We start from the raw sequence: 15,523 nt of genomic DNA, 5'->3' as shown, positions 1-15,523 counted from the left end.
CAGCAAGACGGTCTTACTTAATATCGACCTTGGCGCCGGCCTCTTCAAGCTGCTTCTTGATCTTGGCGGCCTCGTCCTTCGACACGCCTTCCTTGACCGGCTTCGGAGCGCCTTCGACCAGGTCCTTGGCTTCCTTCAGGCCCAGGCCGGTGATGGCGCGGACTTCCTTGATCACGTTGATCTTCTTGTCGCCGGCGTCGGCGAGGATCACGTTGAACTCGGTCTGCTCTTCGACCGGGGCGGCGGCAGCGGCCGGACCGGCGGCGGCAACGGCCACCGGAGCGGCGGCGGAGACGCCCCACTTCTCTTCCAGCAGCTTCGACAGCTCGGCGGCCTCGATGACGGTCAGGGCCGAGAGATCGTCGACCAGCTTCTGCAGATCAGCCATTTTAATGCTCCAACAACTCGATGTTCTGGGATGGGTAGACAGCTAGACGGGTGCGGCTCAGGCCGCCTCGTCCTTCTTCGCGTAGGCCGCCAGCACGCGGGCGACCTGGCCGCCCGGAGCCTGGAGAACGCCGGCGATACGGGTCGCCGGAGTCTGGATCATGCCCACGAGCTTGGCGCGCAGTTCGTCCAGCGACGGGAGCGTGGCGAGAGCCTTCACTCCCTCCGCGTCGAGGATCTGGTCGCCGAGAGCGGCACCGACGATCTTCAGCTTCTCGTTGGTCTTCGCGTAGTCGGCCACCACCTTGGCGGCCGCGACGGGATCCTTCGAGTAAGCGATCGCGGTCGGTCCCTTGAAGAGACCGTCCAGACCTTCGAACTGCGTGCCCTGAAGGGCGCGGCGGGCGAGCCGGTTCTTCGTCACCTTGAAGCTCGCGCCCGCGGCCCGAATCTTGCCACGCAGGTCGGTGACTTCCGCCACCGTCAGGCCGAGATGGTGGGTGACCACCACCAGGCCCGTTTCCTGGAGCTTCGACTGCAGGTCCGCGATCGTCGCTTCTTTTTGTGTACGATCCACGGATCGCCTCCTTGCACAGAGGTTTACGAGGGACCCCTTCCCTTTCGGTGAGGAGCCCCGGCGAACCTGTCCCAGAAGTTCGAGCCGTTCCTGAACCGCGGGCGAATCCGCGTGGTTAACGGTTCAACTCCTGTCTGCTCTGGCGGGTTTAAGCCCTTGCCTCCGGAGAGACGCGGGCACCAGCGGTCTTGGACAGGGTGGGCATCCCCGCAGGGACACCCGATCGCCGCCGGTTCCCGAAGGAGCCGGCGGCGAAACTCAGGTCACTCAGGCCGTGGCGGCCAGAGTGGACAGATCCAGCTTCAGGCCCGGGCCCATCGTCGAGGACAGCGAGACCTTCAGCAGGTACTGGCCCTTGGCACCGGTCGGCTTGGCACGGGTGATGGCATCCACGAAGGCGCGGATGTTCTGCACCAGAGCCTCTTCCGAGAAGCTGGCCTTGCCGACGCCGGCGTGCACGATGCCGGTCTTCTCGGCGCGGAACTCCACGGCGCCGGCCTTGGCGGCCTTGACGGCGCCGGCCACGTCGGGGGTCACGGTGCCGAGCTTCGGGTTCGGCATCAGGCCGCGCGGGCCGAGGACCTTACCGAGCTTGCCGACGACGCCCATCATGTCCGGGGACGCGATGCAGCGGTCGAAGTCGATGTTGCCGGCCAGGATCTTCTCGGCCAGATCGTCGGCGCCGACGATGTCCGCACCGGCGGCCAGGGCGTCGTCCGCCTTGGTGCCCTTGGCGAACACGGCGACGCGCACGGTCTTGCCCGTGCCGTTCGGCAGGTTCACCACGCCGCGGACCATCTGGTCGGCGTGACGCGGATCGATGCCCAGGTTCATGGCGATTTCGATGGTCTCATCGAACTTCGCCTTGGGCAGGCCCTTGATCAGGGAGACGGCGCCTTCCAGGGAGTAGAGCGCCTCGCGGTCGACCTTCTTGTAGGAATCGGTCAGTCGCTTGCCGAGCTTCGCCATGGGATCAGCCCTCCACCACTTCGAGGCCCATCGAGCGGGCGGAACCAGCGATCATGCTCGCGGCCGCCTCGACGTCGTGGGCGTTCAGGTCCTTCATCTTCTTCTCGGCGATGTCACGAATCTGGGTCTTCGTGATCTTGCCGGCGAAAGCGCCCTTGCCGGTGGTCTGCGAGCCCTTGTCGATGCCAGCGGCCTTCTTCAGGAAGTAGCTGACCGGCGGGGTCTTCGTGACGAAGGTGAAGGTACGGTCGCCGTAGGCGGTGATGACCACCGGGATCGGCATACCGACTTCCAGGTCCTGCGTCTTGGCGTTGAACGCCTTGCAGAACTCCATGATGTTCAGGCCGCGCTGACCGAGCGCCGGGCCGATGGGCGGCGACGGATTCGCCTTGCCGGCCGGAACCTGCAGCTTGATGAAGCCGACGATTTTCTTTGCCATGTCACAACCTCCAGATACGACGCCTCGATACGCTGTCCGGCGTCGCGGGGCTTTGCGGTGCGGCTATGGCGGGCCTTCCGCAGCAGAAAGGAGCACGTGACTGTTCATCACGTGCCCCGGGAAAACTGTTGGTCTCAGACCTTCTCGACCTGGGTGTATTCCAGCTCGACCGGCGTGGAGCGGCCGAAGATCGACACCGCCACCTTGAGGCGGGCCTTCTCCTCGTCGACTTCCTCGACGATGCCGTTGAAGGAGGTGAAGGGGCCGTCGCTCACACGAACCTGCTCGCCCACCTCGAAGGTGATCGAGGGCTTGGGGCGCTCAAAGCCTTCCTGCACCTGATGGATGATCCGCTCGGCTTCGCGCTGGCTGATCGGCTGCGGCTTGCCGCCGCCACCCAGGAACCCGGTGACCTTCGGCGTGTTCTTCACGAGATGCCAGGACTCGTCCGTCAAATCCATCTTGATGAGGACGTAGCCGGGGAAGAACTTCCGCTCGGTGTTGATCTTGGAACCCCGGCGCACTTCGACCACTTCCTCGGTCGGCACCAGGATTTCTTCGAACTTGTCTTCCAGACCCTTCTGGGCCGCCTTCTCGCGGATGGCCTGGGAGACCTTCTTTTCGAAGCCCGAATAGACGTGAACGACGTACCAGCGCGCGGCCATGGCGATCAGGCTCCCAGCCCAAGGATCATACGGACGGCGAAGGCCAGCACCTGATCCACGACGAGGAAGAACAGCGAAGCCAGCACCACCATGACGAACACCATGGCGGTCGTCACGCCGGTTTCCTTGCGGGTCGGCCAGGTGACCTTGGCCACCTCGCGGCGGACGTCGCGCGCGAATTCTGCGGGGTTCACTTTAGCCATCGTAGACCGTGCGGGCTCCGGTGCGACGTGTAGGGCGCGGTCAGCGGCCCGTTCTGGTTCGGTACGGCGTGGCAGGAGTGGAGGGGCTCGAACCCCCAGCCCCCGGTTTTGGAGACCGGTGCTCTACCAATTGAGCTACACTCCTATCGCCGCAGGCTCTACCCCCGGCGGGGAGCGGAGCTTATAGCGCATAGCCGCGTGGCTTGCTAGCCTTTTTATCGGCCGGCATGCCGAAAACGACAGGGATCAATCCCGCCGCCGAACCATGGGGAACGACGGCGGGATCGACACCTTTAACTTACTTGATGATCGAGGCGACGACGCCGGCGCCGACCGTGCGGCCACCCTCGCGGATGGCGAAGCGCAGGCCCTCGTCCATGGCGATCGGAGCGATCAGCTCGACTTCCATGGAGATGTTGTCGCCCGGCATCACCATCTCGGTGCCTTCCGGCAGCTTCACCATGCCCGTCACGTCGGTCGTGCGGAAGTAGAACTGCGGACGGTAGTTGGTGAAGAACGGCGTGTGACGGCCACCCTCTTCCTTCGTCAGGATGTAGGCCTCGGCCTTGAAGGTGGTGTGCGGCGTGATGCTGCCCGGCTTGGCCAGAACCTGGCCGCGCTCGACGTCCTCACGCTTCGTGCCGCGCAGCAGCGCGCCGATGTTGTCGCCGGCCTCACCCGAGTCGAGCAGCTTGCGGAACATCTCCACGCCGGTCACCGTGGTCTTGACCGTGGTCTTCAGACCGACGATCTCGACTTCCTCGCCGACCTTGACGATGCCGCGCTCGACGCGGCCGGTCACCACGGTGCCGCGGCCCGAGATCGAGAACACGTCCTCGATCGGCATCAGGAACGGACGGTCCTTCGGACGCTCCGGCTGCGGGATGTACTGGTCGACCTCGGCCATCAGCTTGAGGATCGCGTCACGGCCGATCTCCGGCGAACGGTCCTCCAGCGCGCACAGCGCCGAGCCCTTGACGATCGGAATGTCGTCGCCCGGGAACTGGTAGGAGGACAGCAGCTCGCGCACCTCCATCTCGACCAGCTCGAGCAGCTCCGGATCGTCGACCATGTCGACCTTGTTCATGAACACCACCAGCGCCGGCACGCCGACCTGGCGGGCCAGCAGGATGTGCTCGCGGGTCTGCGGCATCGGGCCGTCGGCGGCCGACACGACCAGGATCGCGCCGTCCATCTGCGCGGCGCCCGTGATCATGTTCTTCACGTAGTCGGCGTGGCCCGGGCAATCGACGTGGGCGTAGTGGCGGTTGGTCGTCTCGTACTCGACGTGCGCCGTCGAGATCGTGATGCCGCGCGCCTTCTCTTCCGGCGCCTTGTCGATCTGGTCGTAGGCGGTGAAGGTCGCGCCGCCGCTCTCGGCCAGCACCTTCGTGATCGCCGCCGTCAGCGACGTCTTGCCGTGGTCGACGTGGCCGATCGTGCCAATGTTGCAGTGCGGCTTGTTCCGCTCAAACTTTGCCTTCGCCATCGCTTTGGTCTTTCGTTCCCGACGTTCCGGACGCACACAATGGCCCGGCCGAGACCGACATTTCCCTTAGCGCGGGGGGATTGGAGCGGGTGAGGGGAATCGAACCCCCGTCGTAAGCTTGGAAGGCTTCTGCTCTACCATTGAGCTACACCCGCCATGCCCCGCCCGGCGCTATCGACCGGGAAACGCGATCACGGACAAGCCGTGGAATGTAGTGGTGGAAGGGGCTGGATTTGAACCAGCGTACGCTTACGCGGGCAGATTTACAGTCTGCTGCCTTTAACCACTCGGCCACCCTTCCTCAGGCCCGTTGCGGGACATGCCCGCCGCGGAGTTCGGCACTATGAGAATTTTTCAGGCCTTGTCAACACGTCTGAAGCAGTCCAAACCAGAAAACTGTGAATAACCGCGGCGGGCTTAGGCCTGCCCCCTCCAGCCGGACACCATGACCCGTTCGAAGAAGCCATCCGCGCCCCACGGCCAGCCCCCTGCCCCGGCCAAGAGCCACTCCCCATCCAACCGCGAGTCGCGCGGCGACCGCTCCTCCCCCGGGCGCGGCGCGCAGGGCGTCCTGCTCTACGGCCTGCACCCGGTGTCGGCGGCGTGGCTGAACCCGGAGCGGCGCATCCACCGCCTGATCGCGACGGAAGCGGGCCGCGCGGCATTGGAGCCGGTTCTGGCCCAGGCCAAGGCGCGCGGGCTCCAGCGCCCCGGCCTGATGCCGGCCGACCGCAACGACCTGGACCGCATGCTGCCGCCGGGCGCCGTCCACCAGGGCGTGGCGGTGGACGTCGCCCCGCTGGACGAGATCGGGATTGAGGACCTCTGCGTGGAGGCCGATTCGGACCCATCGGCGCTCGTCGTCGTCCTCGACCAGGTGACCGACCCGCACAACGTCGGCGCGATCCTGCGCTCCGCCTCGGCCTTCGGGGCCAAGGCGGTGGTGGTGACGGAGCGCAACGCGCCGGAGACCACCGGCGTCCTCGCCAAGAGCGCCTCGGGAGCGCTGGAGTCGGTGCCGCTGGTCCGCGTCACCAACCTTGCCCGCGCGCTCGCCGATCTTCAGCAGGCCGGCTTCTGGACCGTTGGCCTCGCCGAGTCGGGGAAGAGCACGCTCGCCCAGTGCAACCTGACGGGGCGCACCGCTCTGGTGCTGGGGGCGGAAGGCGCCGGGCTGCGCCGCCTGACCATGGAGCGCTGCGACATCATCGCCCGCCTGCCGACCCAGGGGCCGGTCGGCAGCCTGAACGTCTCCAACGCCGCCGCGGTCGCCCTCTACGAGGTCGCCCGGCTGCGCTGACGCGTCGCCGGACGCACCGCACAGGTGAGGCTTGCTGCGGACCGCGCGGGACGCTAGTGTAAGCGCCCGCCGCGGTCTGGCCGGGCGGCACGCCGGTTTAGCTCAGTTGGTAGAGCAGCGGTTTTGTAAACCGAAGGTCGCGGGTTCGAGCCCTGCAACCGGCACCACTTTTTCCCTTCCGCCAGACCAACGCCCGATCCCGCCCATGACGCACGCTTCCGATGGCGGCCCTCTGATCCCCACTGGTTCCGGCGTCATCGACGCGGAGCACAGTTCCATTCTCGACCTCCTGTCGGCAATGACCGCGGGCGGGCCGGTCGGGCCGGCGGAGCTGACCGCGCTTCGGCTCGAAGTGGCGGAGCATTTCGCCACTGAGACGGTGGAGATGGCCATCCTGACCGCGGAACGGCGGGAGCGGCACGAGCAGGCCCACCGAAGCTACCTCGCCAGCATCGATGCGTTGATCGAAACCGCGGAGCGCGGCGATCCGCTGACCGGCGACGATGCGAATCGGCTGATGCTGTGGTTCATCGTGCACTCCAACACCGCCGACACCGAGCTGGTGGAGGCCGCCCGGCGGGCCGGCGACGAGCCGCCGATGATTTCAATGGACGAATGGCTGGACAGCCTGGACGAGGCCGACCGGGACGCCCTGCGCTCCTGAGACGGCCGTGCCGCGCCGTCCGGGGAACCGTGCCTGCGGGCGCCGGTTGGAGAAGGAACGATCCCTTCCCGCAACTGATCCAGGCTTCTTCATGACAACGTCCGACACACCCGACGCCAGGCCCAACGCCGGGGCGCAGCGCTTGCGTGATGCCATCGACAAGGGACTGACCGGCGACAAGGTCCCCGCCGCCGACCCCGCTGCGGCCCCGCTGGGGACCGACGACGAGGCCGCGGGCACCCGACCGCCTCCCGCCGCCAGCGCGCACGAGCCTGCCCCTCCCGAGGCCCGCGCGCCCTCGGGCCACTCAAAGGGCGCCGACGCCTTCCGCAAAGGCGATCTCCCCTACGGCGAGGGCACCCGCGACGACGGATGACCGCCGCGGCGGGAAGGGCTGCCGCGCAAAAAAATGTCCCTCCTCCCGGCGGGAAGAGGGACATCGTCATGGCGTTGAATGGTGGCGGGGCGCCTGCCCCAGTTTTCCGAAACAAATGGGCCGTCTGAAGGACCGTCTGGCGAGTGTTCGGAACCGGCTGCCGATCAGAAATAGCGCTCCGGCACGCGCAGCACGTCGTCGGGCATCACCGGCGTGGTGATCGGGGCGCGGCGCAGTTCCTTCTTCGGATCGGCCCCTCGGGTGATGAGGACATAGTCCTCCTTGGCGCGGTAAGTGTAGCCGCCGGCCATCGCCACCGCGGACAGGGCGGTCATGCCGTTCACATACTGGTACTGGCCGGGGTTGCGGACCTCGCCCAGGATGAAGAAGGGCCGGTGGTTCAGCACCTCGACGCTGACCTTGGCGTCGCGGACATAGCCCTGCGACAGGCGCTTGGAAATGTCGGCCTCCAGCTCGCGCGGGGTGTGGCCGCGGGCCGACACCTCGCCGATCAGCGGCATGGCGACCTTGCCCGACCCGTCGACGCGGAACTCGCCGGAGAGCTGCTCCTCGCCGAAGACGATGACGCGCAGCGCGTCGCCGGCCCCCAGGCGGTAGTCCGTCATCTGGGCGACGCCGGGCGGTTCGAGAGGGGCATCCTGGCCACCGGCGCAGCCGACCATCGCGGCGGCGACCACGGTCATTCCGAGCGCGCGGAACACGTTACGTCGATTCATCCCTAACCCTTCTCCATAGCTCGTGAGGACATCGGGTCCAGGCGCCCGCGGACGGAGCGGCCGAACCCTGAGCGGTCACGGAGGGAGACTAGCAACTCGCACGCGCTTGGGAAAAAGTGGAGAGGAAGTAACGCCAACGGAGGAAAAGGATTCGCGTCACCGTATAGGCGGAAATGCAAAAGGGGCGCCCATCGGAAGATGAGCGCCCCTCTGTGCATGGCCCAGACGAACTGATTACATCTGAGCGCCGACGCGCAGATAGACCAGATTGTCGGAGTAATCGAAACCACTGAGGTTCGAGTTACGCTTTTCGTAAGTATAACCGCCATTCACGAAAACATAGCGGCTGAGCTGGTAGCTGGCACCGGCCCCCAGCGTGTAGACGTCGTCGGTGCGGTCCACGCCGTTGAAGTCGTCCTGGCGCCACTGGACGCGGGCGTTCAGCAGCAGGGTGCGCAGAAGCTCGTGATCCACGCCGACCGCGGCGACGGTGCGGTTGTAGCTCGACGCGATCTGGCTGCCGCGAGCGTAGGTCGATTCGCGGACCTGACGGCTGAGCGAGCCGGTGACCGACGTGAGCTGGGTCACCGACCAGTTCAGGCGGCCGCCCAAGGCCAGACCGCCGAAATCCTTCAGCGTCGGATCGTCGTAGGTCCGGCTCAGATAACCGGCATAGATCTCACCGTTGATAAGGCCGGTCAGGTCGGTGGACAGGCCGCCGACGACCTCGTAGCCGTCCGAGTCGCGGTTGACGCCGCCGAAATCCGGGGTCAGCCGGTACCGGGTCCAGTTGTAGGAGCCCTGGACGAAGGCCTCGTAGCCCTGGATGAACTCGTAGCCGGCGCGGGCGGTGCCCGTGTAGCTCCAGCGGTCGCGGTCCTCCTGCGACTCCGTCCGCCCGGTGATCAGCTCGGCGTCCTGGTAGGAGGTGTACTGGGCGCCACCGGTCAGGCGGACGCGCAGGCGGTTGAAGCGCTGGTTGAAGGACGCCTCGCCGCCGTGGGTGAAGTAGTTCACCGGTTCCGCGAAGCGCGGCACCACGGTGCCGGTGCCCAGCGACACGTCGAAGTTCGGGTCGGACCGCCCCTCATGGTCGCGGCGGCTGAACAGCAGGCCGCTGACCGAGCTGTCGCGGGTGATGTCGTAGCGGCCGTCCACCTGCGCCCGGTAATCGGCGTAGTTCTCCGACGAGTAGTCGAAGAAGCGCCCGATGTTGCCGGAGGCCGAGAAGTTCAGGGCATGGTTGTTGAAATCCGAACGCACGTCGACGCGCGGCTGGGTGACCCAGATGAAGTCGTCGCGGGTGTTGCTCTCGGTCGCGAAGACGTTGCTTTCATAGGTCAGGCCGGTCTCGATGCGCGGCAGGATTCGGAACGATCCGGCGCGGATGCCGAGCTGTTCGACCTCCGGACGGCGGCGCTCCAGCACGGTTTCACCGGGCTGCAGTTCCTGGGCGCTCACCGGCGTGGCCGCGGGCAGCGCCGTCAGCACGGTGGACGCGAGCGCGAGGGCGAGAAGGGACAGGGAGCTGGGCTTCATGGGTCACCGCGCAAGGCTGAAATCAGTGGCTCGTATCGGGCGGCCGAATGGCCTTGGAATGTGCAATCGCCGCTCCGGCAGAAGCGGACAGTCGCTGCAAAGACAACTCATAGCGTGATGTCCGTGCAACAGTGAAGCCGTTCAGCCGTGGTTTTTGCCCGCGCCTGTGTTGTTGGCGCAACAAGACTTGCGTCAGACGCGCGCTCTATTGCCATACGTCCGCATCGTTAGAGCTAAGGTCATACGACCGCGATCCGAGGCGCGCGTGTTCCCGGGAACCACCCGTCGGCGGCATCCGTTCACGCAAAGGCGGTCCGGAGCCGCACCCTGGAACGATGAGAGAGCGCCGAAGCATGACCAGACCCCTGACCACGCCCCCGCCGCCCAAATCACCCCGCCATCCTGGCGACGATGTCGTGATGCCCCCTTACACACCGGGGAGTGTCCCACCGCCGGACGGCGACCTTCCGAAGTCCGACCGCGAAAGGACTCCGCCGCCGAACACGTATCCACCGAAACAAAACCCATAATCGAAATACGGACAACCGGCTGGTATGACCAAAACACACCCGCATATGCAGATTGCTGGCCAGTCCCCCCGAAAGATTATTGAAACGCACGACTCATCTTCGTTCGCGAGTGCTTTGCACTTTAAATAGTCAAAGGGCCTAGACTGTGGCTCTATGCCGCAGCGACGAGCGTTGCCTATTGCGACTTCCACCCCTAGGCTTCAAAGCGAAGCCTGCTGCATTTGGCGCAACCCCGGGAACATTCCCCGGGATCGGCGCCGAACCTGTCGCACGGTGTTCCGCCGACACCCGCCGCAACCGGAAACGGTCCGGCTCCGCAACGCTCGTGTGCGCCCATGGATCAGATTGCCCACCCTCCGACCGACGATTACCTGCTGACCGGGCAGGTGCACTATCGCCTCCGCCGGGCTCATCAGCGCGCGTCGTCCATCTTCATGGACATGATCGGCGACTCCCAGCTCACCCCCACCCAGTGGGGCGCCCTGGTCACGCTGCGGACCGAGGGTTCGCTGTCGCAGAACCAGCTCGGACGGCTGACCTTCATGGACCCGGCGACCACCCAGGGCGTGATCCTGCGCCTTGTGGAGCGCAAGCTGGTGGAGCGCCAGCCGGACCCGCAGGACCGGCGCCGCACCAGCGTCAGTCTGACCCGCGCCGGCCAATCGCTGGTCAACACCCTGCTGGAGAACGCCACCCAGGCGCATCACCGCACCCTGGACCCGCTGACCCCGGAGGAACAGGCGACCTTCCTCCTGCTTCTCTCCCGCCTGATGTGAGACCGGTGGTTCCGGCACCGGCCCGCGGAAAACCGGCGTGGTGCGGCGCAACGGAACGGTGACTTTTGCGGTGGGTTTGCTATGAACGCAGACATTGCGTTCAGGCTGCCGCTCCATGCGTCCACGCAGCCGTCCACCGCGCCGGGATACCGCCGACCATGAACCGCCGCCATCTCCTGCTTGCGCCGGGCGCTGCCGCCCTCGCCGCCGCCGTCTGGATCGCCGCGCCGATGCCCGCCGCCCAGGCGCAATCCGCCCCGGCCCAACCGGGCGGCCAGCCGATTCGCGTCGGCGAGATCAACAGCTACACCGGCCTGCCGGCCTTCACGATCCCCTACCGCCAGGGCTGGCAGCTCGCGGTGGAGGAGGTGAACGCGGCGGGCGGCCTGCTCGGTGGGCGCAAGCTGGAGGTCGTCTCCCGCGACGATGCCGGCAAGCCGGACGACGCCGTGCGCGTCGCGCAGGAGCTGCTGTCGAACGAGAAGGTCGAGCTGCTGGCCGGCACCTACTTCTCCCACGTCGGGTTGGCCGTGGCGGACTTCGCCGCGCGCAACAAGGTGCCCTTCGTGGCGGCGGAGCCGCTGACCGACGCCATCACCTGGACCAAGGGCAACCGCTACACCTTCCGCCTGCGCCCCAGCACCTACATGCAGGCCGCGATGCTGGTCGAGGAGGCGGCGAAGCTGCCGGCCAAGCGCTGGGCCACCGTCGCCCCCAACTACGAGTACGGCCAGTCGGCGGTGCAGTGGTTCCGCCAGCTCCTGTCGGAGAAGCGCCCGGACGTGGAGTTCGTGGCCGAGCAATGGCCGGCCCAGGGCAAGCTGGAGGCCGGCCCCACCGTGCAGGCGCTGGCCGCGGCGAAGCCCGACGCCATCTTCAACGTCACCTTCGGCGCCGATCTCGCCAAGTTCGTACGCGAGGGCGAGGGCCGCGGCCTGTTCCGCAACCGCACCGTCGTCAGCCTGCTGACCGGCGAGCCGGAATATCTCGACCCAATGAAGGACGAGGCGCCGGAGGGGTGGATCGTCACCGGCTACCCGCAGGAGCAGATCGACACGCCGGAGCACAAGGCCTTCCGCGAAGCCTATGTGAAGCGCTTCAACGAGCCGCCGCGCCAGGGCTCCGTCGTCGGCTACGCCACCTTCAAGGCCATCGCCGCCGCCGTGGAAAAGGCCGGCTCCACCGATGCGGAGAAGGTCGTGGACGCGCTGTCTGGCCTGGCCCTGTCCAGCCCGTTCGGCCCGATCACCTTCCGCGCGCTCGACCATCAGGCGACCATGGGCGCCTATGTCGGCAAGACCACGGTGAAGAACGGCCAGGGCGTGATGAGCGGCTGGCGCTACGCCGACGGCGCGGACTATCTGCCGTCCGACGAGGCCGTCCGCAAGATGCGTCCGGAGTAAGGCGCGGAGGGGCCGCGCTTGCCCCCACCCTTCCCACGGCTTCGCCGCGGGCCCCTTCCCTCCCCCGCTTCGCAGGAGAGGGAGTTTGATCCCCTCCACCGCGTAGCGGGGGAGGGTTAGGGATGGGGCAACCGGTCACCCCCCGCAGACTGCCGAAAGAGCCGATGTCCTTCTACCTCGTGCAATTCCTCAGCGGCCTCGCCACGGCGGCGACGCTGTTCCTGGTGTCGTCCGGGCTGACCATCGTGTTCGGCGTGACGCGGATCGTGAATTTCGCGCACGGCTCCTTCTACATGCTGGGCGCCTATCTCGGCTGGACGCTGGTGGAGCGCTGGGGGACCACGCCGCTGGGCTTCTGGGGCGCGGTGGCCGCCGCCTCGCTGGCGGTCGGGCTGCTCGGCGCGCTGATGGAGGTCGGGCTGCTGCGCCGCCTCTACCGCTCGCCGGAGCTGTTCCAGCTGCTCGCCACCTTCGGCGTGGTGCTGGTGGTGCAGGACGCCGCCTCCTGGATCTGGGGGTCGGAGGATCTGCTCGGTCGAAGGGCGCCGGGGCTGCGCGGCTCCGTGGACATTCTGGACCAGCCCTTCCCCCTCTACGACCTCGTGCTGATCGGGCTGGGGCCGCTGGTGCTGGGCCTGCTCTGGCTGCTGTTCAACCGCACGCGCTGGGGCACGCTGGTCCGCGCGGCGACGCAGGACCGCGACATGGCCTCGGCGCTCGGCGTCGATCCGGCGCGGCTGTTCACCGGGGTGCTGTTCCTGGGGTCGGCGCTGGCCGGGCTCGGCGGCGCGCTCCAGGTCCCGCGCGAGGCGGTCAACCTGCACATGGACATGGCCATCGTGGTCGAGGCCTTCGTCGTCGTCGTGGTCGGCGGCATGGGCAGCCTGACCGGGGCCTTCGTCGCCTCGCTGCTGATCGGGCAGTTGCAGGCCTTCGGCATCCTGGTCTTCCCGCAAATCACGTTGGTCCTGGTCTTCCTATTCATGGCGGTGGTGCTGGTCATCCGCCCCTACGGCCTGCTCGGCCGCGCCGAGGACGCGCCGCCCACCGCCGCCAGCCTCGACCCGCCGCTGATCGCCTCGGCCGGCATGGCGCGCTGGGTGCCCGCCCTGCTGCTCGCCTTGCTGGCGGCGGTGCCGCTGGTCGCCGGCGACTACGCGCTGATCGTGCTGACCGAGGTGGTGATCCTGGCGCTGCTGGCGGCCAGCCTGCATCTGCTGATCGGGCTGGGCGGCCTCGTCTCCTTCGGGCACGCCGCCTATTTCGGGCTCGGCGCCTACGGCGCGGCCCTGCTGGTGAAGCATCTGGCCGCCCCCATGCCGCTGGCGCTGGCCGCCGCCCCGCTGGTCGCCGGGCTGGGCGCGCTGGCCGCCGGCTGGTTCTGCGTGCGGCGCTCAGGCCTCTACTTCGCCATGCTCACGCTGGCCTTCGCGCAGATCGTCTGGTCGGTGACCTTCCAGTGGTACGGCGTCACCGGCGGCGACAACGGCATCCTCGGCGTCTGGCCGCCGGACTGGGCGGCGGGCAAGGCGGCCTATTACTGGCTGACGCTGGCGCTGGCCGGCGGCGCGCTGCTGCTGCTGCGCCGTGCCGCCTTCGCGCCCTTTGGCTACACGCTGCGCGCCGGGCGCGATTCCGCGCTGCGCGCCGAATCGGTGGGCATCGACGTCCGGCGGCACCAGTGGCTGAGCTTCGCCCTGGCCGGCTCCGCCGCCGGTCTGGCCGGCGGGCTCTACGCCTTTTCCAAGGGCAGCGTCTTCCCCACCCTGATGGCCGTTCCGGTGTCGGTGGACGCGCTGGTCATGGTGCTGATGGGCGGCATCCAGACGCTGAGCGGCCCGGTGGTGGGCGCGGCTCTGTTCCACCTGCTGGAGACCGAGGCGATGAGCCGGACCGACTGGTGGCGGCTGGTCCTGGGCGCCGTCATCCTGGTGCTGGTTCTGGCCTTCCCCAAGGGCGTCGCCGGCTTCGTCCGCGACCTGTGGACCCGCGGGAGGGACTCATGAGCCGCCGCCTCGCCGTGCAGAATCTCCAGCGCGCGTTCGGCGGCGTGCAGGCCGTGCGCGGCGTGTCCTTCGCGCTGGACGCCGGGGAGGTCCTGGCGCTGATCGGGCCGAACGGCGCCGGCAAGACGACCTGCTTCAACCTGCTGAACGGCCAGCTGCGGCCCGACGCGGGGACGGTGCGGCTCGACGGGATGGACATCGTCGGCCTGCCGCCGCGCCGCATCTGGCGGTTGGGCGTCGGCCGCACCTTCCAGATCACCGCCACCTTCGCCTCGATGACGGTGCGCGAGAACGTGCAGATGGTCCTGCTCTCCGTCCACAGGCGCCTGTTCGGGCTGTGGACCCCGGCCGCCTCCGGGTTCCGCGACGAGGCGATGGCCCTGCTGGAGCGTGTCGGCATGGGCGCCCAGGCGGAGCGGCCCTGCGGCGTGCTGGCCTATGGCGACCTGAAGCGCGTCGAACTCGCCATGGCGCTGGCCGGCGACCCGAAAATCCTGCTGATGGACGAACCCACCGCCGGCATGGCCCCCGGCGAGCGGCAGGAGCTGATGGCGCTGACCTCGTCCCTCGTCCGCGAGCGCGGCCTCGCCGTTCTGTTCACGGAGCATGACATGGACGTCGTGTTCGGCCACGCCACCCGCATCATCGTGCTCGACCGCGGCCAGCTGATCGCCGAGGGCACGCCCGACGCCGTGCGCGCCGACCCGCGGGTGCAGGCCGTCTATCTGGGAGGTGCGGCATGACCGGCCAGCCCCTTCTGAGCGTTCGCGGGCTTCAGGCCTGGTACGGACGCGCCCACATCCTGACCGGAGTCGATCTGGCGGTGGGCCGGGGCGAGGTGGTCGCCCTGATGGGCCGCAACGGCGCTGGCAAGACGACGACAATGAAGGCGATCATGGGCCTGCTCGACCGGCGCTCCGGCGCGGTGGCCTTCGACGGGCGCGAGGTCTCCGGCCTGCCGCCGCACCGCATCGCGCGGCTCGGTCTCGGCTATGTGCCGGAGGACCGCCGCGTCTTCACCGACCTGACGGTGGAGGAGAATCTGGAGGTCGGCCGTCAGCCGCCCCGCGACGGTGCCCCCCACTGGACGCCGGAGCGACTCTACGCCCTCTTTCCCAACCTCGCCGAGATGCGGGGCCGCCGCGGCGGGCGGATGAGCGGCGGGGAGCAGCAGATGCTGACGCTCGCCCGCACGCTGATGGGCAACCCGTCGCTCCTGCTGCTCGACGAACCGTCGGAGGGGCTGGCCCCGCGCATCGTGCAGCAGATGGCCGACGCCCTGCGCGCCCTGAAGGCCGAGGGGCTGTCAATCCTCGTGTCGGAGCAGAACCTCGCCTTCGCCGCCGCGGTCGCCGACCGCGCGAGCGTCATCGAGAAGGGGCAGATCCGCTTCGAAGGTCCGATGCGGACGCTGCTGGAGGATGAAACGGTGCGCCGGGCCTATCTGGCAGTGTGAAGGCGGA

Annotated in this window: 17 protein-coding genes and 4 tRNA genes; 9 read left to right on the top strand and 12 right to left on the bottom strand. The window is 67.8% G+C overall.

Annotation, left to right across the window (positions count from 1 at the left end):
• Positions 1 to 13 precede the first annotated feature (13 nt).
• From rplL to ABAZ39_RS03480, 10 genes are all read right to left on the bottom strand, one after another.
• A complete protein-coding gene (gene rplL / locus ABAZ39_RS03525; protein WP_014241048.1) occupies positions 14 to 388 on the bottom strand; it encodes a 50S ribosomal protein L7/L12 in 375 nt (124 codons plus the stop codon).
• 57 nt (positions 389 to 445) lie between these two features.
• Positions 446 to 964: a 50S ribosomal protein L10 gene (gene rplJ / locus ABAZ39_RS03520; protein ID WP_014241049.1), complete on the bottom strand. Its 519-nt coding sequence runs from the start codon at positions 962 to 964 to the stop codon at positions 446 to 448.
• Between the two features lie 267 nt (positions 965 to 1,231).
• The gene (gene rplA / locus ABAZ39_RS03515) at positions 1,232 to 1,933 is read right to left on the bottom strand and encodes a 50S ribosomal protein L1 (protein WP_035675066.1); all 702 of its coding nucleotides are present in this window, start codon (positions 1,931 to 1,933) and stop codon (positions 1,232 to 1,234) included.
• 4 nt (positions 1,934 to 1,937) lie between these two features.
• The gene (rplK, locus tag ABAZ39_RS03510) at positions 1,938 to 2,372 is read right to left on the bottom strand and encodes a 50S ribosomal protein L11 (protein WP_014241051.1); all 435 of its coding nucleotides are present in this window, start codon (positions 2,370 to 2,372) and stop codon (positions 1,938 to 1,940) included.
• 134 nt (positions 2,373 to 2,506) lie between these two features.
• The gene (gene nusG, locus ABAZ39_RS03505) at positions 2,507 to 3,037 is read right to left on the bottom strand and encodes a transcription termination/antitermination protein NusG (protein ID WP_038526785.1); all 531 of its coding nucleotides are present in this window, start codon (positions 3,035 to 3,037) and stop codon (positions 2,507 to 2,509) included.
• Positions 3,038 to 3,042: 5 nt separating this feature from the next.
• Positions 3,043 to 3,240 carry a preprotein translocase subunit SecE gene (gene secE, locus ABAZ39_RS03500; protein WP_035675069.1) on the bottom strand — a complete coding sequence of 66 codons (198 nt, stop codon included), beginning with the start codon at positions 3,238 to 3,240 and terminating at the stop codon, positions 3,043 to 3,045.
• Between the two features lie 69 nt (positions 3,241 to 3,309).
• Positions 3,310 to 3,385, bottom strand: a tRNA-Trp gene (locus tag ABAZ39_RS03495).
• 153 nt (positions 3,386 to 3,538) lie between these two features.
• Positions 3,539 to 4,729: an elongation factor Tu gene (gene tuf, locus ABAZ39_RS03490; protein ID WP_014241041.1), complete on the bottom strand. Its 1,191-nt coding sequence runs from the start codon at positions 4,727 to 4,729 to the stop codon at positions 3,539 to 3,541.
• A gap of 81 nt (positions 4,730 to 4,810) precedes the next feature.
• Positions 4,811 to 4,884: transfer RNA gene (locus tag ABAZ39_RS03485), tRNA-Gly, on the bottom strand.
• A gap of 60 nt (positions 4,885 to 4,944) precedes the next feature.
• Positions 4,945 to 5,030: transfer RNA gene (locus tag ABAZ39_RS03480), tRNA-Tyr, on the bottom strand.
• A 144-nt stretch (positions 5,031 to 5,174) separates the two neighbouring features.
• Here ABAZ39_RS03480 and rlmB point away from each other — a divergent pair.
• The 4 genes from rlmB to ABAZ39_RS03460 all read left to right on the top strand — a co-directional run bounded on the left by rlmB (position 5,175) and on the right by ABAZ39_RS03460 (position 7,069).
• Entirely contained in the window at positions 5,175 to 6,029 is an 855-nt protein-coding gene (gene rlmB, locus ABAZ39_RS03475; protein WP_038526782.1) for a 23S rRNA (guanosine(2251)-2'-O)-methyltransferase RlmB, read from the top strand.
• 91 nt (positions 6,030 to 6,120) lie between these two features.
• Positions 6,121 to 6,196, top strand: a tRNA-Thr gene (locus ABAZ39_RS03470).
• A 38-nt stretch (positions 6,197 to 6,234) separates the two neighbouring features.
• Positions 6,235 to 6,693, top strand: coding sequence for a hemerythrin domain-containing protein (locus tag ABAZ39_RS03465; RefSeq protein WP_038526779.1), 459 nt, complete (start codon positions 6,235 to 6,237; stop codon positions 6,691 to 6,693).
• Positions 6,694 to 6,784: 91 nt separating this feature from the next.
• Entirely contained in the window at positions 6,785 to 7,069 is a 285-nt protein-coding gene (locus tag ABAZ39_RS03460) for a hypothetical protein (protein ID WP_038526776.1), read from the top strand.
• 164 nt (positions 7,070 to 7,233) lie between these two features.
• Here the strand turns inward: ABAZ39_RS03460 and ABAZ39_RS03455 are convergent, their stop codons facing one another.
• Positions 7,234 to 7,806 carry a polysaccharide biosynthesis/export family protein gene (locus ABAZ39_RS03455; RefSeq protein WP_038526773.1) on the bottom strand — a complete coding sequence of 191 codons (573 nt, stop codon included), beginning with the start codon at positions 7,804 to 7,806 and terminating at the stop codon, positions 7,234 to 7,236.
• A gap of 234 nt (positions 7,807 to 8,040) precedes the next feature.
• Positions 8,041 to 9,345 carry an outer membrane beta-barrel protein gene (locus tag ABAZ39_RS03450; RefSeq protein ID WP_038526770.1) on the bottom strand — a complete coding sequence of 435 codons (1,305 nt, stop codon included), beginning with the start codon at positions 9,343 to 9,345 and terminating at the stop codon, positions 8,041 to 8,043.
• Positions 9,346 to 10,210: 865 nt separating this feature from the next.
• Between ABAZ39_RS03450 and ABAZ39_RS03445 the strand changes: the two genes are divergently transcribed.
• The 5 genes from ABAZ39_RS03445 to ABAZ39_RS03425 all read left to right on the top strand — a co-directional run bounded on the left by ABAZ39_RS03445 (position 10,211) and on the right by ABAZ39_RS03425 (position 15,516).
• The gene (locus ABAZ39_RS03445; protein WP_014241076.1) at positions 10,211 to 10,651 is read left to right on the top strand and encodes a MarR family winged helix-turn-helix transcriptional regulator; all 441 of its coding nucleotides are present in this window, start codon (positions 10,211 to 10,213) and stop codon (positions 10,649 to 10,651) included.
• Positions 10,652 to 10,809: 158 nt separating this feature from the next.
• On the top strand, positions 10,810 to 12,054 hold the full coding sequence (locus ABAZ39_RS03440; protein ID WP_038526767.1) for an ABC transporter substrate-binding protein: 1,245 nt from the start codon (positions 10,810 to 10,812) through the stop codon (positions 12,052 to 12,054).
• A 164-nt stretch (positions 12,055 to 12,218) separates the two neighbouring features.
• Positions 12,219 to 14,060 carry an ABC transporter permease gene (locus tag ABAZ39_RS03435; RefSeq protein ID WP_038526765.1) on the top strand — a complete coding sequence of 614 codons (1,842 nt, stop codon included), beginning with the start codon at positions 12,219 to 12,221 and terminating at the stop codon, positions 14,058 to 14,060.
• Positions 14,057 to 14,803: an ABC transporter ATP-binding protein gene (locus tag ABAZ39_RS03430; RefSeq protein ID WP_038526762.1), complete on the top strand. Its 747-nt coding sequence runs from the start codon at positions 14,057 to 14,059 to the stop codon at positions 14,801 to 14,803. Before ABAZ39_RS03435 ends, ABAZ39_RS03430 begins: the two co-directional genes overlap by 4 nt.
• A complete protein-coding gene (locus ABAZ39_RS03425) occupies positions 14,800 to 15,516 on the top strand; it encodes an ABC transporter ATP-binding protein (RefSeq protein WP_038526759.1) in 717 nt (238 codons plus the stop codon). The genes ABAZ39_RS03430 and ABAZ39_RS03425 overlap by 4 nt, the downstream gene beginning before the upstream one ends.
• Positions 15,517 to 15,523: the final 7 nt, after the last annotated feature.

Origin of the sequence: Azospirillum argentinense, from assembly GCF_000632475.1 — a bacterium.
Taxonomy (GTDB): domain Bacteria; phylum Pseudomonadota; class Alphaproteobacteria; order Azospirillales; family Azospirillaceae; genus Azospirillum; species Azospirillum baldaniorum.
The sequence above is the reverse complement of the archived record's forward strand: the minus strand, read 5'-3'. Positions and strand labels throughout refer to the sequence as shown.